The sequence below is a fragment of the Pseudomonas syringae genome (assembly GCF_021605415.1).
Classification (GTDB): Bacteria; Pseudomonadota; Gammaproteobacteria; order Pseudomonadales; family Pseudomonadaceae; genus Aquipseudomonas; species Aquipseudomonas syringae_S.
Map to the genome: position 1 here is coordinate 53,069 of NZ_WKEQ01000009.1, position 19,481 is coordinate 72,549.

The window sequence follows — 19,481 nt, forward strand, 5'->3', positions numbered from 1 at the left end:
CGGTTTTCCACGCTTCATCCCAATTATTAAAAAATGCCGAGCAAATACTGCGATCAAGGAAGATCCGGTGGTTCGGCCAGGAGCTGTCATGTCTCAACCTCGTGCTCGGATCGCCTCACAGCTGGGCCTCGCGCTCGCCGTGATACTGGCGATTGTCATCAGCGGCAGTACGGTCTTCGCTTTGCGTTCGCTGGACACTGCCAACCTCGCTACCCGCGAAGAACACCTCGCCAGTGAAGCGCGCCTGCTCGCTGACCAATTGAGCACCTTTCACAGCACCTTGCGCGAAAGCACTCAGCGTCTGGCCGGTTTGTTCGAGAAACGCTTTTCCAGCGGTTTGAGCGTGCATCCCGATGAACCGGTGACCGTGGCGGGTGTCCAGACACCAGGCCTGCACCTGGCCGGTGAAGTGTTGAACAACAACTTCAAGGGCGTTGACGATTTCAAGCAAATGACCGCCGGCGTTGCCACCGTGTTTGTGCGCAGCGGCGAAGATTTCATCCGGGTCAGCACCAACGTCACCAAACAGGACGGCACCCGCGCCATCGGCACGGTGCTCGATCATGCAAACCCGGCTTATGCGCGTTTGATGGCGGGTCAGAGCTTTGTCGGTCGATCCTTGCTGTTCGAGCGTTACTACATGTCGCAATACACGCCGGTACGTGACAGCGGCGGCAAGATCATTGCCGTGCTTTACGTAGGGTTTGATTACACCGATGCGCAAAACGCGCAGTTCGAAAACCTCAAGCGTTTCCGTATCGGCCAGACCGGCTCGCTGGCGCTGCTTGATGAGCAGAACAAGTGGCTGGTGCCGATTGCCGGCGTCGAAGCCCTGGACAAGGCCGTTCCAGCCATCAATGGTCTGGCGAAAACTCCGGGTAAAGGCGAGTTCTGGAGCGATAAGTCCGAAGATTTTTACAGCGTAGCCGTGCCGTTTTCGGACGGTCCCTGGTCGGTAGTGGCGAGCATGCCGAAAACCGAGATCAGCGCCGTGACCTGGAGCGTGGGCATCCAGCTGGCTATCGGCAGTCTGCTGGCGATGCTGATCGCCGTGGGCTCGGCGGTCTGGCTGCTGCGCAGCAAGCTGGCGCCGCTGGGTGATCTGGTGCGTCAGGCTGAAGCCTTGGGCGCCGGTGATCTGAGCGTGCGTCTGAATGTGTCAAGCAATGATGAAATCGGCCAACTGGCCCGTGCGTTCAACCAGATGAGCCAGGCGCTGTCGACCATGGTTGAGCACATCCGTCGCGCCTCGGAAGAGGTCAACAGCCGTGCCCAGGCACTCTCCGGTTTGTCCGGCGGCGCGTATGAAGGCATGGAGCAGCAGTCCGGCGAAATCACCAGCATGGCCGGCGCGGTCGAAGAATTCAGCGCCACTTCGCTGAACATCGCTGACAACATGGGCGCGACGCAGCGTCTGGCTCAGGAAAATGCTCAACAGACTCAGATTGGCCGTAGCTCGATGGAAGAAGCGTCCTCGTCCCTGGAGCAAATTGCCGGCGCGCTGAACAGCACTGCAACCGTGATCAATACCCTGGGCCAGCGTTCCCAGGAAATTGGCGGCATCGTCGGTGTGATCACCTCGATTGCTGAACAAACCAACCTGCTTGCCCTCAACGCGGCGATTGAAGCGGCACGTGCCGGTGAGCAAGGTCGTGGTTTTGCCGTGGTGGCCGACGAAGTGCGCAGCCTGGCTTCGCGTACCCGCCAGGCGACCGACGAGATTTCCGGCATGATTCACAGCATTCAACAGGAAACCGGCAACGCCATCAGCACAATGGAGCAGGGCAATGTGTTGATGCAGGAAGGCCTGTCGCGCAACGCCAATGTTGCCTCGGCCCTGGCGCGGATCGATGAGCAAAGCCGTTCGGCAGGCGAGCAGTTTTCCGCGATCACCACCGCGACGCAGGAACAAAGCAGCACCGCGACGTTGCTGAGCAGCAACTTGCAGAGCATTGCGTTGGCCAACAGTGAACAGCGCGAGGTGGTGTCGAACCTGGCTATCACGGCGAAAGAGCTTGAGAAGCTCGCGGCGGATTTGCGTTCCGAGGTCGATCGGTTTCGTTGATGTGCCTATGAAATAGCCTTCGCGAGCAGGCTCGCTCCTACAGATTCGGTTTTGAATCATTGATTGATGAAGACCCGATTCCTATGTGCGAGCCTGCTCGGGAAGGCAAAGCGGAACATCCCTTACGACAGGGATGTTTTTTTACTTGCTTGCTGAAACGTTTCCGCATCGGTATAAAAATGACACAACTCCAATAAAGGCTGCTGTCATGACCCCGCTCAAGTTCGCCGTCGCACTCGGCACGCTGTCCGCCGCTTCCCATGCCATGGCTTGGGATTACGTACTCCTCAATGCCAACAAGCCTGCGCAAAACTGGAACATCACCAGTGAGCAGCTCGGCCTGAAACCCGACAAACCGTTCTCCGTCAGCCTGCGCACCTTGCACGGTGGGCGACAGGAAGGCGTCAGCATCGTGGACATCGACAACGGCACGATGAAACTGTCCGTGGTGCCGACCCGTGGCATGAATGTCTTGCAGGCGTCTGTCGGCAACGTGCGCATGGGGTGGGATTCGCCCGTCAAGGACGTGGTCAACCCGGCCTTTATTGAACTTAACGGGCGCGGTGGGCTGGGCTGGCTTGAGGGCTTCAACGAACTCGTGGCCCGTTGTGGTTACGAATGGGTCGGCCATCCTGGCATCGACAATGGCGAGCTGCTGACCCTGCACGGACGCGCCGCCAACATCCCGGCGAGTACTGTCACGCTGCACATCGATGAACAGCCTCCCTACGCCATCACTCTGCGCGGCGAGCTGAAAGAGCAGGCGTTCAAAAAGGTCGACTTCTCGGTCGTCACTGAGCTGGTAACCGTCCCCGGCAGCGTGCGTTTCGCGCTCAACGATACGTTGACCAACAACGGCGATTATCCGAAGGAATACCAGGCGCTGTATCACAGCAACTTCAGTACGCCGTTTCTGGAGCAGGGCGCACGTTTTGCGGCACCGGTAAAGCAGGTATCGCCTTTCAACGACAAGGCCAAAGCCGATCTGGCCGACTGGCAAAGCTACCGGGCGCCGACCAAAGACTACGACGAAACCGTATACAACGTGGTGCCTTACGCGGATGGCAAAGGCGATACCTTGACCGTCCTGCACAACAAGGCCGGCAACCTGGGTGTGTCCGTTGGCTTCAATACGCAGCAGTTGCCCGTGTTTTCCCTGTGGAAAAATACCGACACTCAGGGCCAGGGTTATGTGACGGGCTTGGAGCCGGGCACCAGTTTTTCCTACAACCGCCGCTATCAGCGACCGCTGAATCTGGTACCGACCCTTGCGCCCAAAGAACATAAACAGTTCCAGATCAGCTACAGCCTGCTCGCGGACAAGGGCGCGGTGGATAACGCTTTGAAACGCGTGACCGACATTCAGGCCGGGCGCGAAACAGAAGTGCGGCAGACGCCGCTGGTTGATCTGACCGAGCATTAAGGCGTCGCCGGCCGATATTGCAGCGCCTCGGCCAGATGCTCACGTTTGATTGCATCGACGTGCTCAAGATCCGCCAGTGTCCGGGCGACCTTGAGCAAGCGATGGGCCGAGCGCAGCGATAAGGTCAACCGCTCGCATGCCGACTCCAGCCAGGCTTCATCGGCGGTGGATAGCATGCAGTGCCGTTTCAATCCCGGCAGATCGAGAAACGCATTGGCGCAGCCCTGACGTTTTTGCTGGCGTTCCCGGGCTTCGGCGACCACGGCGGCTGCGCTTGCGCTGTCCTCGCCGGGTTTTATCGCAGGGTTCAATGCGGTGGCTTCCCGAGCAACCGTCAGGTGCAGATCGATCCGATCCAGCAGTGGCCCCGACAGTTTGTTGCGGTAACGCTGCACCATGTCCGGCGTGCAGGAGCATTTGCCACTGGGCTCACCGAGATAGCCACAGGGGCAAGGGTTCATCGCCGCCACCAACTGAAAACGCGCAGGGAATCGCACCCGTTCCTTGGCTCGGGAAATCACGATGCAGCCGCTCTCCAAGGGCTCACGCAGCACCTCTAGAACCTTGCGATCAAACTCCGGCAGCTCATCAAGAAACAGCACGCCATGGTGGGCGAGGGTGATTTCGCCGGGTTGCGGTTTTGAACTGCCGCCGACCAGCGCCGGCCCGGATGCCGAGTGGTGCGGTTGTCTGAAAGGGCGTTGCGGCCAGTGGGTGAGCGGTGCGCCGCTGGCGACCGACTGGATTGCCGCGACTTCCAGCGCTTCACTCTCGGCCAGCGGCGGAAGCAGCCCCGGCAAGCGACTCGCCAGCAAGGTTTTGCCCGTCCCCGGTGGCCCACTGAACAAAAGGTTATGCGCGCCCGCCGCCGCAATCAGCAGCGCCCGTTTGGCGGCGAGCTGGCCTTGCACTTCATTGAGGTCGGGGTAGGGTTTGGCGGCGTGAATCAAACCGTCCGATACGTAGGGCTCAACCGGCGTGTGCCCGTTGAAATGCGCCACGGCCTCCAGCAGATGGTCCACCGCAATCACCTTCAACCCCGACGCCAGGCAAGCCTCTTCGGCATTCGCTCGCGGCACCACCAGCGAGCGTCCGGCCTTGCGGGCCGCCAACGCTGCCGGCAATACCCCGCGTACCGCTCGAACCGCACCGGACAACGCCAGTTCACCGAGGCATTCGACATCGTCCAGCGTCAACGTTGGTACCTGCACACTCGCCGACAAAATCCCCAAGGCAATCGCCAGATCAAACCGCCCGCCATCCTTGGGCAGATCCGCCGGCGCCAGATTCAACGTGATCCGCCGTGCCGGAAACTGCAGCCCGGAATTGATGATCGCGCTGCGCACCCGATCCTTGCTCTCCTTCACCGCCGCCTCGGGCAGGCCGACCATGGTCAGTGACGGCAGACCGTTGGCGAGATGGACTTCGACGGTAACGGCGGGCGCATCCACGCCTATTTGGGCGCGACTGTGGACAATGGCGAGGGACATGGTCGTTCCTTGAGTGAATCGGGAGCCGCTTCCTGCGGGGTTTTTCAAGGGTAGTCGGAGGGAGGCCCCTGAGCGGGACGAGTGTGGCGGAAAAATTTCGCAGAATGTTGCAGGAGGGGTGTTGTATGGAATGGGTTTAGCAATGCAAGCAGACGCAGGGACTAGTTATGCCCGTTAGCGGCCAGTTGGCTGACGCTCTGGTCCGTGCATTGCGCAGCTCTGACATCGGATGTGTTCAATCAGGGCAGGAGCTGGCGAAGCTTGCGATCGTTTGACGTTGCGTCAATCACGCGTAAAAGATCGCAGCCTTCGGCAGCTCCTACCGGGGAATTACTCGGCAGGGGGAGTGAGCTTCGCTTCCATCTCGGCAACCTTCGCTTCAAGGCTTTCGAGTCGGGCGCGGGTGCGGGCCAGCACGACCATTTGGCTATCGAATTCTTCGCGGCTCACCAGATCCAGTTTGCTGAAGGCGCTTTGCAGCAGCATTTTGAACTGGCTTTCGATTTCGGCTTTCGGCAGCGGGGTGTCACCGCTGAACAGACGGGAGGCGGTGCCGGTCAAGGCGTCGAGGAAGTCTTTGGGCGCGAGCATGGTGAATGTCCTGAAAACAATGGCCGGCAGTGTATCACGCAGTGTCTATAGTCATTTCGGCAGGCAGGGATGCACGCTTTTCGCGCAAGTGGACAGATGGGCGCGCACCGTTGTTGTGCGTATCCGGATTGTCTTTGAGGCGAAGGTGCCTGCCACAGCGGCCAAGGGACTGAAATCAGTGGGTTTTGGCGACATGGCAAGGTTTCTGCTAAGACCCTTGTGACCCATGCACTGATGCAGTCGCTGTGATGGATGCAGTGCAGCAGACGGGACGGGGAGTTTCGTCTGGAGCGGTTAACTGGCGTCACGACGATGCGTTACAAAGCCAGGCACTGCGCTTAGACTTGAGTCGGGTTTGTTTTCCTGGGGCAAGTCCACCAATTCGGGAGAAAGTTTCATGAAGCTAGTCACTGCCATCATCAAGCCGTTCAAGTTGGACGACGTGCGCGAGTCGCTGTCCGAGATCGGCGTGCAGGGCATTACCGTCACTGAAGTCAAAGGCTTCGGCCGGCAGAAGGGTCACACCGAGCTGTATCGCGGCGCGGAGTATGTGGTCGATTTCCTGCCAAAGGTGAAGATCGACGTTGCGATTGACGACAAGGATCTGGATCGGGTTATCGAGGCGATAACCAAGGCGGCCAACACCGGCAAGATCGGTGACGGCAAGATCTTCGTGGTCAATCTGGAACAGGCGATCCGCATCCGTACCGGCGAAACCGATACCGACGCGATTTAAGCCGCCACAAACCCAACGCCCCAGGAGAAAACAATATGACTCTGCGTAAAATCGCAGGGCTAGGAGCCCTGTTGTCCATCGTAATGCCCGGCCTTGCTATGGCGGCAGACGAAGTGGCGGCCCCAGTCCTCAATTCCGGCGACACCGCCTGGATGCTCACCTCGACAGCTCTCGTGCTGTTCATGACCATCCCGGGCCTGGCGCTGTTCTACGGCGGCATGGTTCGCTCGAAAAACATTCTTTCCGTGATGATGCAGTGCTTCGCGATTACCGGTCTGATCAGCATCCTGTGGGTCGTTTATGGCTACAGCATTGCGTTCGACACCACCGGCATGGAGCAGGGCGTCGTCAACTTCAACTCGTTCTTCGGCGGCATGGGCAAGGCGTTCCTGGCCGGTGTCACCCCGGCGAGTCTGACCGGCCCGGCGGCGCTGTTTCCCGAGGCGGTCTTCATCACCTTCCAGATGACATTCGCGATCATCACCCCGGCGCTGATTGTCGGTGCGTTCGCCGAGCGGATGAAGTTCTCCGCGATGCTGATCTTCATGGGCGTCTGGTTCACCCTGGTGTATGCACCGATCGCGCACATGGTCTGGTCCGGCAACGGCGGCCTGATGTGGGACTGGGGCGTACTCGACTTCGCCGGCGGCACCGTGGTGCACATCAACGCCGGTGTGGCCGGTCTGATTGCCTGCCTGGTACTCGGCAAGCGTAAAGGCTTCCCGACCACCCCGATGGCGCCGCATAACCTCGGTTACACCCTGATGGGTGCAGCGATGCTGTGGGTCGGCTGGTTCGGCTTCAACGCCGGTTCCGCCGCTGCCGCTAACGGCACCGCTGGCATGGCGATGCTGGTTACCCAGATCGCAACCGCCGCCGCCGCACTGGGCTGGATGTTCGCCGAATGGATCACCCACGGTAAGCCAAGCGCACTGGGCATCGCCTCGGGTGTGGTTGCCGGCCTGGTCGCCATTACACCGGCTGCCGGCACTGTCGGCCCGATGGGCGCACTGGTTATCGGCCTGGCGGCTGGCGTGGTGTGCTTCTTCTGCGCCACCACCCTGAAACGCAAGCTGGGCTACGACGATTCCCTGGACGCCTTCGGCGTACACGGCATCGGCGGTATCCTCGGCGCGATCCTGACCGGTGTGTTCGCTGCACCAGCATTGGGCGGCTTCGGCACTGTCACCGACATCGGTGCTCAGGTCTGGATTCAAATAAAAGGCGTGGGCTTCACGGTGATCTACACCGCGATCGTCACGTTCATCATCCTCAAGGTTCTGGACGCCGTCATGGGCCTGCGTGTGACCGAGGAAGAAGAGTCGGTCGGCCTCGATCTGGCACAGCACAACGAACGTGGCTACAACTTGTAAGTCACCGTTTGAAAAAAATGCCCGGTTCGCCGGGCATTTTTTTGTCTGGAATTTGTCATTCAGGACACAGCTGAAAGGATTTTTCGTACCGCTTTTGTCGTGTTTGCGACGGCAGTTTTTCTACGGCCAATCGCTTACATCATCGGACGAATATTAGGACCTTTGTTTTTTCCCAGAGCGCGCTAGAATGCGCCCCGAACGTGCGGAGAACTGTATGTGGCAACAGACTCTGATAACCCTGCGGGCGCGGCCCCGGGGCTTTCATCTGGTGACGGACGAACTGCTCGCAGGTTTGCCTGAACTCAAGGCATATAGGGTCGGTCTGTTGCATTTGCTGCTGCAGCACACCTCGGCGTCGTTGACCATCAACGAGAACGCCGATCCGGCGGTTCGTAGAGACTTCGAACGATTTTTTAATCGTCTGATCCCACAAGGAACAGACGGCTATGAGCATAACGACGAAGGCCTGGACGACCTCCCGGCGCACTTCAAGGCCAGCGTGCTTGGCTGTCAGCTCAGTCTGCCGATTTCGGCAGGTCGACTGGCTCTGGGTACGTGGCAAGGCGTTTATCTGGGCGAGCACCGTGATCATGGCGGTGCCCGTAAAGTCCTCGCCACCGTTTACGGTGAACAGGCATAAGCCGCTGGTCAGCAGCGGTGGACGATTTTTTCCGGCGACTTTTAGACAGTTGCCAAAGCTGGGCTATAACTAATCTGCTTTTCGCAAGTCATGAGGTAGAACATGAGCGACGATGATCTGGAAAACGACGACCTCGAAGTAGGCGACGACGACGAAACCGAAGAAGGTCTGGAAGCAGCAGCCGAAGACGTCGCTGAAGACAGCGATGACAGCGGCGATGCACCGGCCCCGGCTGCCAAAGGTAAAGCCAAGGCGGCGGTGTCGGTTGACGAGCTGCCGAGCATAGAAGCCAAGAACAAGGAACGCGACGCCCTGGCCAAGGCCATGGAAGACTTCCTTGCACGTGGTGGCAAGGTGCAGGAAGTGGAGGCCAATGTGGTCGCCGATCCGCCGAAGAAGCCGGACAACAAGTACGGAAGCCGTCCTATCTGAGGACTGCTGCCTGCTGATTGAAAAAGCCCGCCGTCGCTGCGGGCTTTTTCATGTCTGGAATAAAAACATGAGAGCGATACAAACCCTGTGGGAGTTCAGAGTCAGTGCGGGGCATTCCAGCGGGCCAGCACGGCCGGCAATTCGCTTAGGCTGCGGATCTCGGCATCTGGCTGGCGTTCGGCCTCCCAGGCTTTGGCCGCCGGGTTGAACCATACCGCGCGCAACCCCGCCTGCTGCGCACCGGCGATGTCATCGCCAGGATGGTCGCCAATGTGCACTGCCGCGTCGGCGCTCACGCCGCCGCGTTGCAGGGCTTCATGGAACAACCGTGCATCCGGCTTGGCGATGCCGATGTCTTCGGCGCACAGGGCGAACTTGAAGTAGTCCGCGAGCCCCAACCGGCGCACGTCGGCGTTGCCATTGGTGACTACGCCGAGGGCGTATTGATTGGCGAGGATTTCCAGCAGCGGCTCGACCTCGGGGAACACTTCGATCTGATGTCGAGCATGCAAAAACACGTCGAAACCCTTGTCCGCCAGATCCGACGCTTCGCCATGGGCATAACCGGATTCTTCCAGCGCATGGAACAACACCTTGCGGCGCAAGGCGCTGATGCGATGCTTCAACTGCGGCTCAGCCCCCAGAACACGCTCGCGGATCGCCCACAAATGTTCAACCGGCACCGCGCCCAGGTTCGGTGCATGTTCTACCAGCCATTCGCGTAAAACGGCTTCGGCACTGACGATCACCGGGGCGGTGTCCCACAGAGTGTCGTCGAGGTCGAAGGTGATCAACTGAATGCTCATGAATCATCGCCTTTCATGCGTTTGGCCCGTGGATGGGCACTGTCGTAGACCGCCGCCAGATGCTGAAAGTCCAGGTGGGTATAGATCTGGGTGGTCTTGATGTCCGAGTGGCCGAGCAATTCCTGAACCCCGCGCAGATCCTGCGAGGATTCCAGCAAGTGGCTGGCGAAAGAATGCCGCAGCATGTGCGGGTGCAGGTTCTGCCCCAGTTCGCGCGCGCCGGCCAATTTCACCCGCACCTGGATCGTTCGTGGGCCGAGCCGCCGACCTTGCTGGCTGACAAACACGGCGTCGTCCGCCGGATTGGTCATCGCCCGCAGCGGCAGCCACAGTTCGAGGGCTTCGCGAGCCTTTTTGCCCACCGGCAGCAGGCGCGTCTTGCTGCCCTTGCCCAGCACTTGAACCATGCCGTCAGTGAGGTCGAGCTGCTCGAGGTTGAGCCCGGTCAGCTCCGATAAACGCAGGCCCGAGGAATAAAACAGCTCCAGGATTGCCTGGTCGCGGCGAGCGAGAAAATCGTCCTCCACCGCGCCTTCCAGCAGTTGCAATGCGCGGTCGGTATCAAGCGTTTTCGGCAGGCGTCTTTCGCCTTTTGGCGGCGTCAGGCCGGTAGCCGGATCGTGGTCGCAGAGACCTTCGCGATTGAGATAGTGATAGAACCCGCGCACCGCCGACAGCAACCGCGCAAGGCTTCGTGAGGACTGGCCCTGAGAATGCAGGCGCGCGATCAGGCTGCGCAGACGCTGAATATCCAGCGACGCCCAACTGCCGATGTTCTGTTTGACACACCAGCCGAGGACTTTATCGAGGTCGCGGCGGTAAGCCGACAGCGTATGCGGCGACACCTGTCGCTCACTGCGCAAGTGTTCGCAGTAAGCGTCCAGTTGCCGTTCCATGTTCAGCGTACCGAGCGCAGGGAGCTGTTGACTCGTGGCAGCACGCGGCCCATGACTTCGGCGATGTAGCTGAGAAACAGCGTGCCCACCGAACTCTTGTAGTGCTGGGGGTCACGGCTGGCGATCGCCAGAATGCCGTGGATGCCCTGATGGCTGATGGCGACGACGGCGGTGGAACCGATCTGCTTGCGCTGCTCTTCGCCGAACAGGAAGTCCAGTTCATGCTCGCGCAGCGTGCCGCTGACACTCTTGCCTTCAGTGAGCAGGCCGCCGATGGCGGTCTGCGCGTCGGCGTGGGTCACCCAGCGGCCGACCGGTGCCGGATTGTCGCCGAGCAGGATCAGGCTGACGAAGGGCACCTGAAAGTCCTGGCGCAGGCTGTCTTCGACGCTTATTACCACGTCTTCGAGGCTGGCGGCGTCCATCAGGGCGAGGATCAGGCGACGGGTTTTGTCGAACAGGCGATCGTTATCCCGTGCCACGTCCATCAACTGCGAGAGACGGTGACGCATTTCGACGTTGCGCTCGCGCAGGAGGGTCATCTGGCGTTCGACCAGCGAGACGGTGTCACCGCGCTGGTGAGGGATGCGCATCGCCGGCAGCAGTTCTTCGTGCTCGACGAAGAAATCCGGATGAGCCTCCAGGTATGCGGCAACCGCTGCCGCCTCCAGGCTTTCGGACGCGGGTTCGTCGGGCTGTCGGGCGGGTACCTGAGGCTTGTCGGTCATGGTTTTTGCTCACTCAAAGACGTACTTGTCCTTCGTATACACGCGTTGCCGGGCCGGTCATCAACACCGGATGGCCAGGGCCTGCCCATTCAATGGACAGACGCCCGCCGGGCAAGTCGATCAATAGCGGCGAATCCATCCACCCCTGGCTGATCGCAGCGACAGCCGCAGCACAGGCGCCGGTGCCGCAGGCCTGGGTTTCCCCGGCGCCGCGTTCCCAGACACGCAATTGCGCGCGGTGACGGTCGATGACCTGGAGAAAACCGACATTGACCCGCGCCGGGAAGCGCGGGTGGTGTTCGATTTTCGGTCCCAGATCATGCACCGGTGCGTTGTTGATGTCTTGCACACGCAGCACTGCATGGGGGTTGCCCATGGACACGGCGGCGAGTTCGACGGTACTGCCGTCGACATCAACCTGATAACTGTCGGCCTGCGCCGGCGCTTCGAACGGAATGTCCGCCGGCACCAGGCGCGGGGCGCCCATGTTCACGCCGATCTGGCCGTCGTTACGCACGTCCAGTTCGATGACGCCGCTTTTGGTCTCGACGCGAATCTGCCGTTTAGCGGTCAGACGCTTGTCGAGCACGAAGCGAGCGAAGCAGCGCGCACCGTTGCCACACTGCTCCACTTCGGAGCCGTCGGAGTTGAAGATCCGGTAACGGAAATCCACGTCCGGATTGCTCGGCGCCTCGACGATCAGCAACTGGTCGAAACCGATGCCGGTGTGTCGGTCGCCCCAAAGCTTCGCGTGCTTGGGTTGAATATGCGCGTGCTGGCTGACCAGGTCGAGGACCATGAAATCATTGCCCAGGCCATGCATTTTGGTAAAACGCAGCAGCATGGGGTTACTCCGGCAGCAGGCTTTCGCCGGTATACAACTCAGCCACGGTTTCACGGCGGCGCACTTCAAATACCTGATCACCGTCCACCAACACTTCGGCGGCGCGGCCGCGCGTGTTGTAGTTGGAACTCATCACGAAGCCATAGGCACCGGCCGAATGGACCGCCAGCAAGTCGCCTTCTTCCAGCGCCAGCTCGCGTTCCTTGGCAAGGAAGTCGCCCGTTTCGCAGATCGGGCCGACCACGTCGTAGGTGCGGGCGGCGGTGTCGCGCGGTTTGACCGCCGTGACGTCCATCCACGCCTGGTACAGGGCCGGCCGGATCAGGTCGTTCATCGCCGCATCGACGATGGCGAAATCCTTGTGTTCGGTGTGCTTGAGGTACTCGACTTGCGTCAGCAACACACCGCCATTGGCGACGATGAAGCGGCCCGGCTCGAACACCAGCGTCAGGTCGCGACCTGCGCAGCGCTCGCGCACGGCTTTGATGTAGTCGGCCACCAACGGCGGCTCTTCATCGCGATAACGTACGCCGACGCCGCCACCGAGATCAATGTGCTTGAGGTAGATGCCGCATTCGCCAAGACGGTCGATCAAGCCCAGCAGGCGATCAAGCGCATCGAGGAACGGCGGCAGGCTGGTCAGTTGCGAGCCGATATGGCAATCGACGCCCAGCACTTCCAGATTCGGCAACTGTGCGGCGCGAATGTACACGTCTTCGGCGTCGGCAATGGCGATGCCGAACTTGTTTTCTTTGAGACCGGTGGAAATGTACGGGTGGGTGCCGGCATCGACGTCCGGGTTTACGCGCAGCGAGACCGGTGCGCGAACGCCCAGCTCGGCGGCGACCACTTGCAGGCGCTCAAGCTCGTCGGTGGATTCGACGTTGAAGCAATGCACACCGACTTCAAGGGCGCGACGCATGTCATCACGGGTCTTGCCGACGCCGGAGAACACGATCTTGTCGGCGCTGCCGCCAGCGGCCAGTACTCGCTCCAGCTCGCCACGGGAAACGATGTCGAAACCGGCACCGAGACGGGCCAGGACATTCAATACGCCCAGGTTGGAGTTGGCTTTGACCGCGAAGCACACCAGGTGCGGCGTGCCTTGCAGCGCATCGGCATAGGCCAGGTATTGCGCTTCGATGTGCGCCCGCGAGTAAACGTAGGTCGGTGTGCCGAAGCGTTCGGCGATGGCGGACAGCGCCACACCTTCCGCGAACAGTTCCCCGCCACGGTAGTTAAAAGCGTCCATGGCGATCCCTTAGTAAACGTCGTGCTTGTGTGCCTTGGAGGCAGGCTGTTGTTGCGACGACTTGGCTTGCTCGGCCGGATCCTGGTCGTCATCGGGTAGATACAACGGGCCTTTTTGACCGCAGGCCGAGACGAGACAGGCAACCGCGACGAGCGCAGCAAGGGAAGAGATCAGGCGCTTCATGGCGAAATCCTTGAAAATGCGTTAATTGCGCCGGAGTATACCGGCCACCCGGCAGCTTGCCTATGCGACGGGGCTCCCGTCCGGCGGGGCTTGTCTGCAAGCATGCCGATCCCTGTAGGAGCTGAAGGAGTCGGCAGGGCCCTTGGTCGTTATCCTTTGCAATCAGCGGGAAGCGTCCGTATCTTGCGGCGCTTGAGCCTGAACAGACATTTTTCGAGGTTGCCGCAATGAGTTTGTCCGAAGCCCGTTTTCACGATCTGGTCGATGCCACCCAGCAAACGCTGGAAGACATATTTGAAGACAGCGATCTGGATATCGATCTGGAAAGCTCGGCCGGTGTGCTGACCGTCAAGTTCGAAAACGGCAGCCAGTTGATTTTCAGTCGCCAGGAGCCGCTGCGTCAGTTGTGGCTGGCGGCGGTGTCCGGTGGCTTCCACTTCGACTACGACGAAGAAAGCGAACGCTGGATGTGCGACAAGAGTGAAGAGCAACTGGGCGAGATGCTCGAGCGTATCGTCAAGCAGCAGGCCGGTGCCGAATTCGACTTCGAAGGTTTGTGATTCCGTGACCCAGCCTGCACCCGTTCGTCCGCCCAAGCCGCTCTACAGCAATGTCAGCCCGGCGGTGCCGTCACCGTGCAGCGGCGTTTGCCGACTGGACGAACAGAAAATCTGCCTCGGCTGCTTCCGCCACGTGGAAGACATCCGCGAATGGCGCTCGGCCGATGACGACAGACGTCGCGTCATCTGCGCAGAAGCCTCAAACCGCAAACAATCCTCCGTGTAGGAGCGGCCGCAGGCTGCGATCTTTTGCTTTTAAAAGATCAAGATCAAAAGATCGCAGCCTTCGGCGGCTCCTGCAGGGATCGCGTCCGTCCTGTGGCGACTTGTTTATTTTTTGAGCTGTGATAGTGTCCGAACACGCCTCAACCTATCGAGGCCCGGTGAAAACCCCGTCTTTTTTGGCGGGGTTTTGCTTTTTTTGTGCAGAAGAAAGGAGTCTGCCCGGATCATGACCGCACCTTCCATCACCCTTACCCGTCTGGACGTTCAGCGTCTGGAGCGCTTGATCGACAGTCTGAAAGACCAGGCGTCGCCAGGCGTGGTCGCGTTGCAAACCGAACTGGATCGCGCCGATGCAGTGGTCGGCCACGATGAAGTGCCCGCCGATGTCGTGACGATGAATTCCCGTGTGCATTGCCGTGAAGAAGGCAGCGGCAAGGACTATCACCTGACGCTGGTCTATCCAAAGGATGCCAACGCCGATGAAGGCAAGATTTCGATCCTGGCACCGGTCGGCAGCGCACTGCTGGGCCTGAAAGTCGGTCAGCACATCGACTGGCCGGCCCCGGGCGGCAAGACCTTGAAACTGACCTTGCTGGAAGTCGAATCGCAACCGGCCAACGGCGGTGATTTCCGGGAATAACCCGTCAGACCTGTTCGAGCGCCTCGTTCAGGGCACGCTCCAGGTCGGCCTTGTAGCGCAGATACATGTTGCTTGAACCCTGCCCGTCACCGATCAGGCCCGACAGATCCAGGTCGGTGATGTAGCAGCGATAGCGCTCGGTTTCCCGTCGCTGCTCGACGATTTCCCGGGCGACCACGCTGAACAGCTGATCGCCATGCTCCAGTTCGCTGAATTCCCGTTGATTGCAATACAAGGTGACCTGCACTTCCCCCGGTGCGGCTTTGCCGACAATCGCCTGCACGTCGTAAAACGGTTTGTTGACCGGCGTCTGCGGCGCCGGCCGCGTTTCCACCCGCCGGGCGCGACCCGGGCCTGAAGGCAACAACTGGTAATACAAAATCTCGACGCTGGCGGGCTGATTCGCTTCCATCGGCAACAGTGCTTCGCGCCGATACTGGATCGATTGCAGAAACCGCTGCAAAGGCACCAACAGACTTTGCTCGTCGTGATACGGCAAGTGCTGCTGCCACAGAGCATTGAACTCATCCAGCACGTACAATTCGGCCTGCTGTTCGGTGATCCGGTAAAACACCTGAATGCATTCGGGTTGGCCCATCGGCAGGATCAGCGCGAGGTCGTGATCTTCCAGCGCCATTGGATCGAGGTGCAGCGGGCTGTAGCGCGCCTGTTCTTCGCCCAGGTAATCGAACAAGGCTGGCAGGGTGGCGAGGGCAACGTGATTGACTTGTCCCGGCACCAGTTCCAGCACGTGATAGTGCTGCTGCACCTGGATCAGGTAGCGGTGATTGAGCTGGCTGAGCAGTAGCGTTTGCGCGGTATCGATGATTTCCTCGACGCGCCGGGCGATGAACTGTGCACGGTTGTGGCAAAAACAGCGTACGCGCAACGCCGGTTGGTGCGCGCCGCGCGGCAGGTTGTTGAGGTAGTCACGCAGACAGTCGAGTAGGGCGTGCGGCCCGTCGAAGCGGTTGACCAGCACTTCGTTCCAGCTATTGAGCGTGACCTGATCCAGCGTCAGCACGAGGTTTTCGCGCACGCCAGCGTAGCTCAAAGAGTCAGTGCGCTCGGTGGTCATCAGGATATTCAGGTCGCGGTGATGCTTGAGCGGATCGACGCCGACGTTGACCAGAATCAGCACTTCACTCGGCACGCTGGCACGCAGCAGCGGTTCTTCTGCCACGGTCGACAAGGGTAGGGTGATGCTCTGTTGCAGGCTGCCGAGCAAGTTGAACAGCTCGAACTCGCTCAAGTCGCTGGTGCCGGGGTGCAGCGCCAGACGCGTGCTGCTGTCGATGACGCCGTTGCGATGGCACCAGGTCAGCAATTCGAGCAACTGGCGGCTGCGCTTGATCGGCGCGAAATGTTCCCACTCCAGTGCCGTGAGGCTACCGTTGTAGAGGCCCCAGTGGGTTTGCCCCGGTTCCTTTTTGTTCGGCGACTGCACCAGGGTCAGGGTGTCTTCGGCCAGATCCGGCGCGATGCCGGGGTTGATGAATTCAATCTTGTCGGCCTTGCGTTCAAATGCTGCGTACAGACGTCGGCCCAGCACATTGAGGTCGCGCTTGTTGATCAGGCTCACGGTTTGTTCGGTGCGGGCGAACTGGGTCAGGAAGCGGTAGCTGTAATTGAGTTCATTGACCAGCGCCCGCCGCTCGGCACCGACCTGCCGCACTTTCCATTGACTGCGGCTGTCGAGAAGCGCCAGTTGTCGCTGGTCCCACTGCCATTCCTCGGCCAGCCGTTCGAGCAGCGCGCGTTGCCAACTCTGGCTGCGGCTGTTGCCGGTGAGCTTGCGATTGACCTTCAGATACAACGCCCGCCGCACCAGTTCCAGGCGTTCCGGTTCGTTGCGGGCGATGAGGTATTCCTCGATGCGCCGGTACACCACCATGTATGGATCCAGCTCATCGAGATCGAGGCGGTTGGCGAACACCGCTTGCTTGAAGCGCAGACTCAGGCACTGCACGTTTGGATGCTCGCTGGCATACACCTCGGTCAGCAGCAATTTGAGCACTGATTTGTAGGGTGACTCGATGCCCTTGAACAATTGCCATAGCCCGGCGCCGATGAATTCTCCCGGCGGTATATGCGCCATGTGCCCGAGGTCGAGGGTTTCGTTGGCGCGGATGAAGCGCTTGGAAATCAGCGTCTGGGTATAGGCGTTGTAAGCGCGTTCCTCATAGACAGGCACCAGCCACCAGATCGGCGTGCGCCCGGCCAGCCAGATCGCGGTGCGATAGAACTCGTCCAGCAGTAAATAATGCTGGGTGGTGCCGCAGTCTTCGGAGCTGAGCCGGGAATCGCGCTCGCCACGCACGAAGCGGGTCGGGTCGATCAGGAAAAAATGCGCCTCGGCGCCCAGGCTGGCGGCCCAGATTTCGAGCAACTGGCATTTTTTGCGCAGTTCCGCGAGTTCGCTTTCCGAGAGATCCGGCGCGTGGCAGACCCACACGTCCATGTCGCTCTGATCCGCCTGGGCCAAAGTGCCGAGGCTGCCCATCAAGAACAGTCCATGAATCGGTCGCGGTGGATTGCTGCCGTGGCGCGGCCTGTAGGAGAACGATCGGGTCAGGCGCTGGGCTTCGGCGAGGGTATTGGCGTCGGGTTCAAAATTCGACAGCCCGGCGGGCGTGCTGCCGGAAACATAGCCGGGCAGCAGTGGATGATTGACGTGGAAGAACAGCGGCAGCAGGGTTAACACTGATTGCTGGCGTGTCGACAGTCCCTCCAGCGCCCGGGCCATGCGCCCGTCATTGAGCTTGAGAAACCGCGCGCGCAATTGGCTGAGCACCTTGCGGTCGATGCCTTCGTCCAGATCGGGGCGAATTTCGTGGGTGCGGGTCATGTCAGCTCAAACCGGCTTGCAAGGCACGGACGAAAAGGGTCTCGGAATGTCCGGCAGTTTAGCGCCGGCCAGCGGGACTATTAAGCTGTATTTGTTTTTTTGACGTCAGATTTCGCCGGCCTGCCCTTAAAGGACAAGCGGGTTGGCCCGCGGAAATCCCGTAAAAGGGCTTTCCGTGGGCGAAGACAGAGGAAATCAGGCGGTTTCGGCTACGTTCAGGATCGTCAGAACGGTTTGCACATTTTGCGCGGCATCACGGCCCAGGCTGGTCAGGTAACCGCCGTCAGGCTGGTCGATGAGTTCTTTTTCGTGCAGGCGTTGGGCAGCGGCAATGAGTTTCGGGGCAGCGGTCTGATGAATTTTCAAACCTTCCTGGGAACTGTCCAGGGGAAAGAGTGCAAGGACTTCCAGTTCGGCAACCAACTCAGGGGTAAGCGACATAAGGACTCCAGACTTTCTAGGAATTAGACGACAGCGCCCCTAAGGTGAACCTGCCGGTGCGGCGTGTCCAGTGTCGGTGAGGGGGATTTTTGTCTTGGTACGGATTCCAGTGTAGTCAGGCGCTGAGAAACGGTTGCCACAAAAAGATCGCAGCCTGCGGCAGCTCCTACATGGGGCCGGTGTACACCGTGTAGGAACTGCCGCAGGCTGCGATTTTTTGATCTTATGGCTTTTCCGGCGGCAGTTCCGGCAATGCACGCAGCGCCGTCTCATACCACTCGGTATCGAACGGCCGATCCTCGTCCAGCATCGCGTCGATTTCGAAAGCCAGCACGTGAGCCATCAACTCAAGGCTGTCTTCGCGCGAGTAGCCGACCAGGGTCAGCTTGTTCAGTGTGGCTTTGGCGGCTGGCGGGTTGTCACCTTCGATCTGGTTCTCGATCGCTTCGATCAGGGTCGACGCGGTGAATTCTTCTTCGTCAGCGTCGATGTCGGTTGGCTCGCTCATGGCAGGCTCCTTAAGGAAAGGCGCCAGTCTACCTGCATTCATCGGCGTGATGCTGCTGGCGGGAAACGCGTGGGCAATCTATAAACAGGCTCTGCCCACCCCGCACGGCCTGGAGGCTTTGTGATGCTCAAGCTTTACGGTTTTTCCGTCAGCAACTACTACAACATGGTCAAACTGGCCCTGCTCGAGAAGGATCTGCCGTTCGAAGAGGTTTTGTTCTACCCGACGCAGACCGCCGAATCCCTGGCGATCAGCCCGCGCGGCAAGGTACCGGTGCTGAGCACTGATCAGGGTTACGTCAACGAAACCGCCATCATTCTCGAATACCTCGAAAGCAGTCAGACCGGCGTGCCGCTGCTGCCGACCGAGCCGTTCGAGCGTGCGCAAGTGCTGGCGCTGGCCAAGGAAATCGAGCTGTACATCGAACTGCCGGGCCGAGCCTGTTATGGCGAAGCGTTCTTTGGCATGACGTTGCCGGACGCGATCAAGGAAAAGACCAAATCCGAATTGTTGCTGGGCTTTGCCTCGCTGGGCCGGCACGGGAAATTCGCTCCGTATGTGGCGGGTGACTGTCTAAGCGTGGCGGATTTGTACTTCCTCTACAGCGTGCCGCTGGCTTGCGCGGTCGGGCAGAAGCTGTTCGGGATTGATCTGTTGGCAGAGCTGCCGGAGGCCAAGGCGCTGTTGGAGCGTCTTGAGGCGAATCCGCATGTGCAGAAGGTCAATGCGGACAAGGAAGCGGCGATGCCGGGGTTTTTGGCGATGATTGCGGCCAAGAAGTGAGTATTACGTTGCTTTGA

21 protein-coding genes are annotated in these 19,481 nt (G+C 60.0%); 10 read left to right on the forward strand and 11 right to left on the reverse strand.

Going from position 1 to position 19,481, the window contains the following annotated elements; all coding sequences use genetic code 11:
• Positions 1 to 88 precede the first annotated feature (88 nt).
• A complete protein-coding gene (locus GIW69_RS08595) occupies positions 89 to 2,065 on the forward strand; it encodes a methyl-accepting chemotaxis protein (protein WP_236481735.1) in 1,977 nt (658 codons plus the stop codon).
• Positions 2,066 to 2,273: 208 nt separating this feature from the next.
• Complete coding sequence (locus GIW69_RS08600) at positions 2,274 to 3,488, forward strand: aldose 1-epimerase family protein (protein ID WP_236481737.1); 1,215 nt, start codon at positions 2,274 to 2,276, stop codon at positions 3,486 to 3,488.
• Here the strand turns inward: GIW69_RS08600 and GIW69_RS08605 are convergent.
• On the reverse strand, positions 3,485 to 4,978 hold the full coding sequence (locus tag GIW69_RS08605; protein WP_236481739.1) for a YifB family Mg chelatase-like AAA ATPase: 1,494 nt from the start codon (positions 4,976 to 4,978) through the stop codon (positions 3,485 to 3,487). The two genes, GIW69_RS08600 and GIW69_RS08605, sit on opposite strands and share 4 nt — an antisense overlap.
• Before the next feature lie 330 nt (positions 4,979 to 5,308).
• Positions 5,309 to 5,569 carry an accessory factor UbiK family protein gene (locus tag GIW69_RS08610; RefSeq protein WP_236481740.1) on the reverse strand — a complete coding sequence of 87 codons (261 nt, stop codon included), beginning with the start codon at positions 5,567 to 5,569 and terminating at the stop codon, positions 5,309 to 5,311.
• Positions 5,570 to 5,966: 397 nt separating this feature from the next.
• Here GIW69_RS08610 and glnK point away from each other — a divergent pair, with 397 nt between their 5' ends.
• The 4 genes from glnK to sutA all read left to right on the forward strand — a co-directional run bounded on the left by glnK (position 5,967) and on the right by sutA (position 8,750).
• Positions 5,967 to 6,305 (forward strand): P-II family nitrogen regulator, encoded by a 339-nt coding sequence (gene glnK, locus GIW69_RS08615; RefSeq protein WP_002555808.1) that lies wholly within the window; start codon positions 5,967 to 5,969, stop codon positions 6,303 to 6,305.
• A 35-nt stretch (positions 6,306 to 6,340) separates the two neighbouring features.
• Entirely contained in the window at positions 6,341 to 7,678 is a 1,338-nt protein-coding gene (locus GIW69_RS08620; RefSeq protein ID WP_236481742.1) for an ammonium transporter, read from the forward strand.
• 214 nt (positions 7,679 to 7,892) lie between these two features.
• The gene (locus GIW69_RS08625; protein WP_236481743.1) at positions 7,893 to 8,318 is read left to right on the forward strand and encodes a secondary thiamine-phosphate synthase enzyme YjbQ; all 426 of its coding nucleotides are present in this window, start codon (positions 7,893 to 7,895) and stop codon (positions 8,316 to 8,318) included.
• Positions 8,319 to 8,420: 102 nt separating this feature from the next.
• On the forward strand, positions 8,421 to 8,750 hold the full coding sequence (gene sutA / locus GIW69_RS08630) for a dormancy-specific transcriptional regulator SutA (RefSeq protein ID WP_236481745.1): 330 nt from the start codon (positions 8,421 to 8,423) through the stop codon (positions 8,748 to 8,750).
• Positions 8,751 to 8,851: 101 nt separating this feature from the next.
• Here the strand turns inward: sutA and GIW69_RS08635 are convergent, their stop codons facing one another.
• The 6 genes from GIW69_RS08635 to lptM are packed head-to-tail and all read right to left on the reverse strand — an operon-like array spanning position 8,852 to position 13,459.
• Positions 8,852 to 9,556 carry an HAD family hydrolase gene (locus GIW69_RS08635; protein WP_236481746.1) on the reverse strand — a complete coding sequence of 235 codons (705 nt, stop codon included), beginning with the start codon at positions 9,554 to 9,556 and terminating at the stop codon, positions 8,852 to 8,854.
• Positions 9,553 to 10,452 (reverse strand): tyrosine recombinase XerC, encoded by a 900-nt coding sequence (gene xerC, locus GIW69_RS08640; protein ID WP_236481748.1) that lies wholly within the window; start codon positions 10,450 to 10,452, stop codon positions 9,553 to 9,555. Before xerC ends, GIW69_RS08635 begins: the two co-directional genes overlap by 4 nt.
• Before the next feature lie 2 nt (positions 10,453 to 10,454).
• Positions 10,455 to 11,180 (reverse strand): DUF484 family protein, encoded by a 726-nt coding sequence (locus tag GIW69_RS08645; RefSeq protein WP_236481750.1) that lies wholly within the window; start codon positions 11,178 to 11,180, stop codon positions 10,455 to 10,457.
• A 13-nt stretch (positions 11,181 to 11,193) separates the two neighbouring features.
• Positions 11,194 to 12,024: a diaminopimelate epimerase gene (dapF, locus tag GIW69_RS08650; RefSeq protein ID WP_236481751.1), complete on the reverse strand. Its 831-nt coding sequence runs from the start codon at positions 12,022 to 12,024 to the stop codon at positions 11,194 to 11,196.
• Positions 12,025 to 12,028: 4 nt separating this feature from the next.
• Entirely contained in the window at positions 12,029 to 13,276 is a 1,248-nt protein-coding gene (lysA, locus tag GIW69_RS08655; protein WP_236481753.1) for a diaminopimelate decarboxylase, read from the reverse strand.
• Positions 13,277 to 13,285: 9 nt separating this feature from the next.
• Positions 13,286 to 13,459, reverse strand: a complete 174-nt coding sequence (lptM, locus tag GIW69_RS08660; protein ID WP_236481755.1) for an LPS translocon maturation chaperone LptM — start codon at positions 13,457 to 13,459, stop codon at positions 13,286 to 13,288.
• Between the two features lie 227 nt (positions 13,460 to 13,686).
• Between lptM and cyaY the strand changes: the two genes are divergently transcribed.
• From cyaY to rnk, 3 genes are all read left to right on the forward strand, one after another.
• Positions 13,687 to 14,019 (forward strand): iron donor protein CyaY, encoded by a 333-nt coding sequence (gene cyaY / locus GIW69_RS08665; RefSeq protein WP_236481757.1) that lies wholly within the window; start codon positions 13,687 to 13,689, stop codon positions 14,017 to 14,019.
• 4 nt (positions 14,020 to 14,023) lie between these two features.
• Positions 14,024 to 14,245, forward strand: a complete 222-nt coding sequence (locus GIW69_RS08670; RefSeq protein WP_236481758.1) for a DUF1289 domain-containing protein — start codon at positions 14,024 to 14,026, stop codon at positions 14,243 to 14,245.
• A 225-nt stretch (positions 14,246 to 14,470) separates the two neighbouring features.
• Positions 14,471 to 14,884, forward strand: a complete 414-nt coding sequence (rnk, locus tag GIW69_RS08675) for a nucleoside diphosphate kinase regulator (protein WP_236481760.1) — start codon at positions 14,471 to 14,473, stop codon at positions 14,882 to 14,884.
• A gap of 4 nt (positions 14,885 to 14,888) precedes the next feature.
• Here the strand turns inward: rnk and GIW69_RS08680 are convergent, their stop codons facing one another.
• The 3 genes from GIW69_RS08680 to GIW69_RS08690 all read right to left on the reverse strand — a co-directional run bounded on the left by GIW69_RS08680 (position 14,889) and on the right by GIW69_RS08690 (position 18,681).
• Positions 14,889 to 17,732: a class I adenylate cyclase gene (locus tag GIW69_RS08680; RefSeq protein ID WP_236481761.1), complete on the reverse strand. Its 2,844-nt coding sequence runs from the start codon at positions 17,730 to 17,732 to the stop codon at positions 14,889 to 14,891.
• A 195-nt stretch (positions 17,733 to 17,927) separates the two neighbouring features.
• Entirely contained in the window at positions 17,928 to 18,173 is a 246-nt protein-coding gene (locus GIW69_RS08685) for a TIGR02647 family protein (RefSeq protein WP_236481763.1), read from the reverse strand.
• A gap of 223 nt (positions 18,174 to 18,396) precedes the next feature.
• Complete coding sequence (locus GIW69_RS08690) at positions 18,397 to 18,681, reverse strand: hypothetical protein (protein WP_236481765.1); 285 nt, start codon at positions 18,679 to 18,681, stop codon at positions 18,397 to 18,399.
• Between the two features lie 123 nt (positions 18,682 to 18,804).
• Between GIW69_RS08690 and GIW69_RS08695 the strand changes: the two genes are divergently transcribed.
• Positions 18,805 to 19,464 (forward strand): glutathione S-transferase, encoded by a 660-nt coding sequence (locus GIW69_RS08695; protein ID WP_236481767.1) that lies wholly within the window; start codon positions 18,805 to 18,807, stop codon positions 19,462 to 19,464.
• Positions 19,465 to 19,481 lie beyond the last annotated feature (17 nt).

Excerpts from the sequence above, each read along its gene's own strand:
- GIW69_RS08595 (WP_236481735.1), top strand. The coding sequence starts at position 89 with ATGTCTCAACCTCGTGCTCGGATCGCCTCACAGCTGGGCCTCGCGCTC.
- GIW69_RS08600 (WP_236481737.1), top strand. The coding sequence starts at position 2,274 with ATGACCCCGCTCAAGTTCGCCGTCGCACTCGGCACGCTGTCCGCCGCT.
- GIW69_RS08605 (WP_236481739.1), bottom strand. The coding sequence starts at position 4,978 with ATGTCCCTCGCCATTGTCCACAGTCGCGCCCAAATAGGCGTGGATGCG.
- GIW69_RS08610 (WP_236481740.1), bottom strand. The coding sequence starts at position 5,569 with ATGCTCGCGCCCAAAGACTTCCTCGACGCCTTGACCGGCACCGCCTCC.
- glnK (WP_002555808.1), top strand. The coding sequence starts at position 5,967 with ATGAAGCTAGTCACTGCCATCATCAAGCCGTTCAAGTTGGACGACGTG.
- GIW69_RS08620 (WP_236481742.1), top strand. The coding sequence starts at position 6,341 with ATGACTCTGCGTAAAATCGCAGGGCTAGGAGCCCTGTTGTCCATCGTA.
- GIW69_RS08625 (WP_236481743.1), top strand. The coding sequence starts at position 7,893 with ATGTGGCAACAGACTCTGATAACCCTGCGGGCGCGGCCCCGGGGCTTT.
- sutA (WP_236481745.1), top strand. The coding sequence starts at position 8,421 with ATGAGCGACGATGATCTGGAAAACGACGACCTCGAAGTAGGCGACGAC.
- GIW69_RS08635 (WP_236481746.1), bottom strand. The coding sequence starts at position 9,556 with ATGAGCATTCAGTTGATCACCTTCGACCTCGACGACACTCTGTGGGAC.
- xerC (WP_236481748.1), bottom strand. The coding sequence starts at position 10,452 with ATGGAACGGCAACTGGACGCTTACTGCGAACACTTGCGCAGTGAGCGA.
- GIW69_RS08645 (WP_236481750.1), bottom strand. The coding sequence starts at position 11,180 with ATGACCGACAAGCCTCAGGTACCCGCCCGACAGCCCGACGAACCCGCG.
- dapF (WP_236481751.1), bottom strand. The coding sequence starts at position 12,024 with ATGCTGCTGCGTTTTACCAAAATGCATGGCCTGGGCAATGATTTCATG.
- lysA (WP_236481753.1), bottom strand. The coding sequence starts at position 13,276 with ATGGACGCTTTTAACTACCGTGGCGGGGAACTGTTCGCGGAAGGTGTG.
- lptM (WP_236481755.1), bottom strand. The coding sequence starts at position 13,459 with ATGAAGCGCCTGATCTCTTCCCTTGCTGCGCTCGTCGCGGTTGCCTGT.
- cyaY (WP_236481757.1), top strand. The coding sequence starts at position 13,687 with ATGAGTTTGTCCGAAGCCCGTTTTCACGATCTGGTCGATGCCACCCAG.
- rnk (WP_236481760.1), top strand. The coding sequence starts at position 14,471 with ATGACCGCACCTTCCATCACCCTTACCCGTCTGGACGTTCAGCGTCTG.
- GIW69_RS08680 (WP_236481761.1), bottom strand. The coding sequence starts at position 17,732 with ATGACCCGCACCCACGAAATTCGCCCCGATCTGGACGAAGGCATCGAC.
- GIW69_RS08685 (WP_236481763.1), bottom strand. The coding sequence starts at position 18,173 with ATGTCGCTTACCCCTGAGTTGGTTGCCGAACTGGAAGTCCTTGCACTC.
- GIW69_RS08690 (WP_236481765.1), bottom strand. The coding sequence starts at position 18,681 with ATGAGCGAGCCAACCGACATCGACGCTGACGAAGAAGAATTCACCGCG.
- GIW69_RS08695 (WP_236481767.1), top strand. The coding sequence starts at position 18,805 with ATGCTCAAGCTTTACGGTTTTTCCGTCAGCAACTACTACAACATGGTC.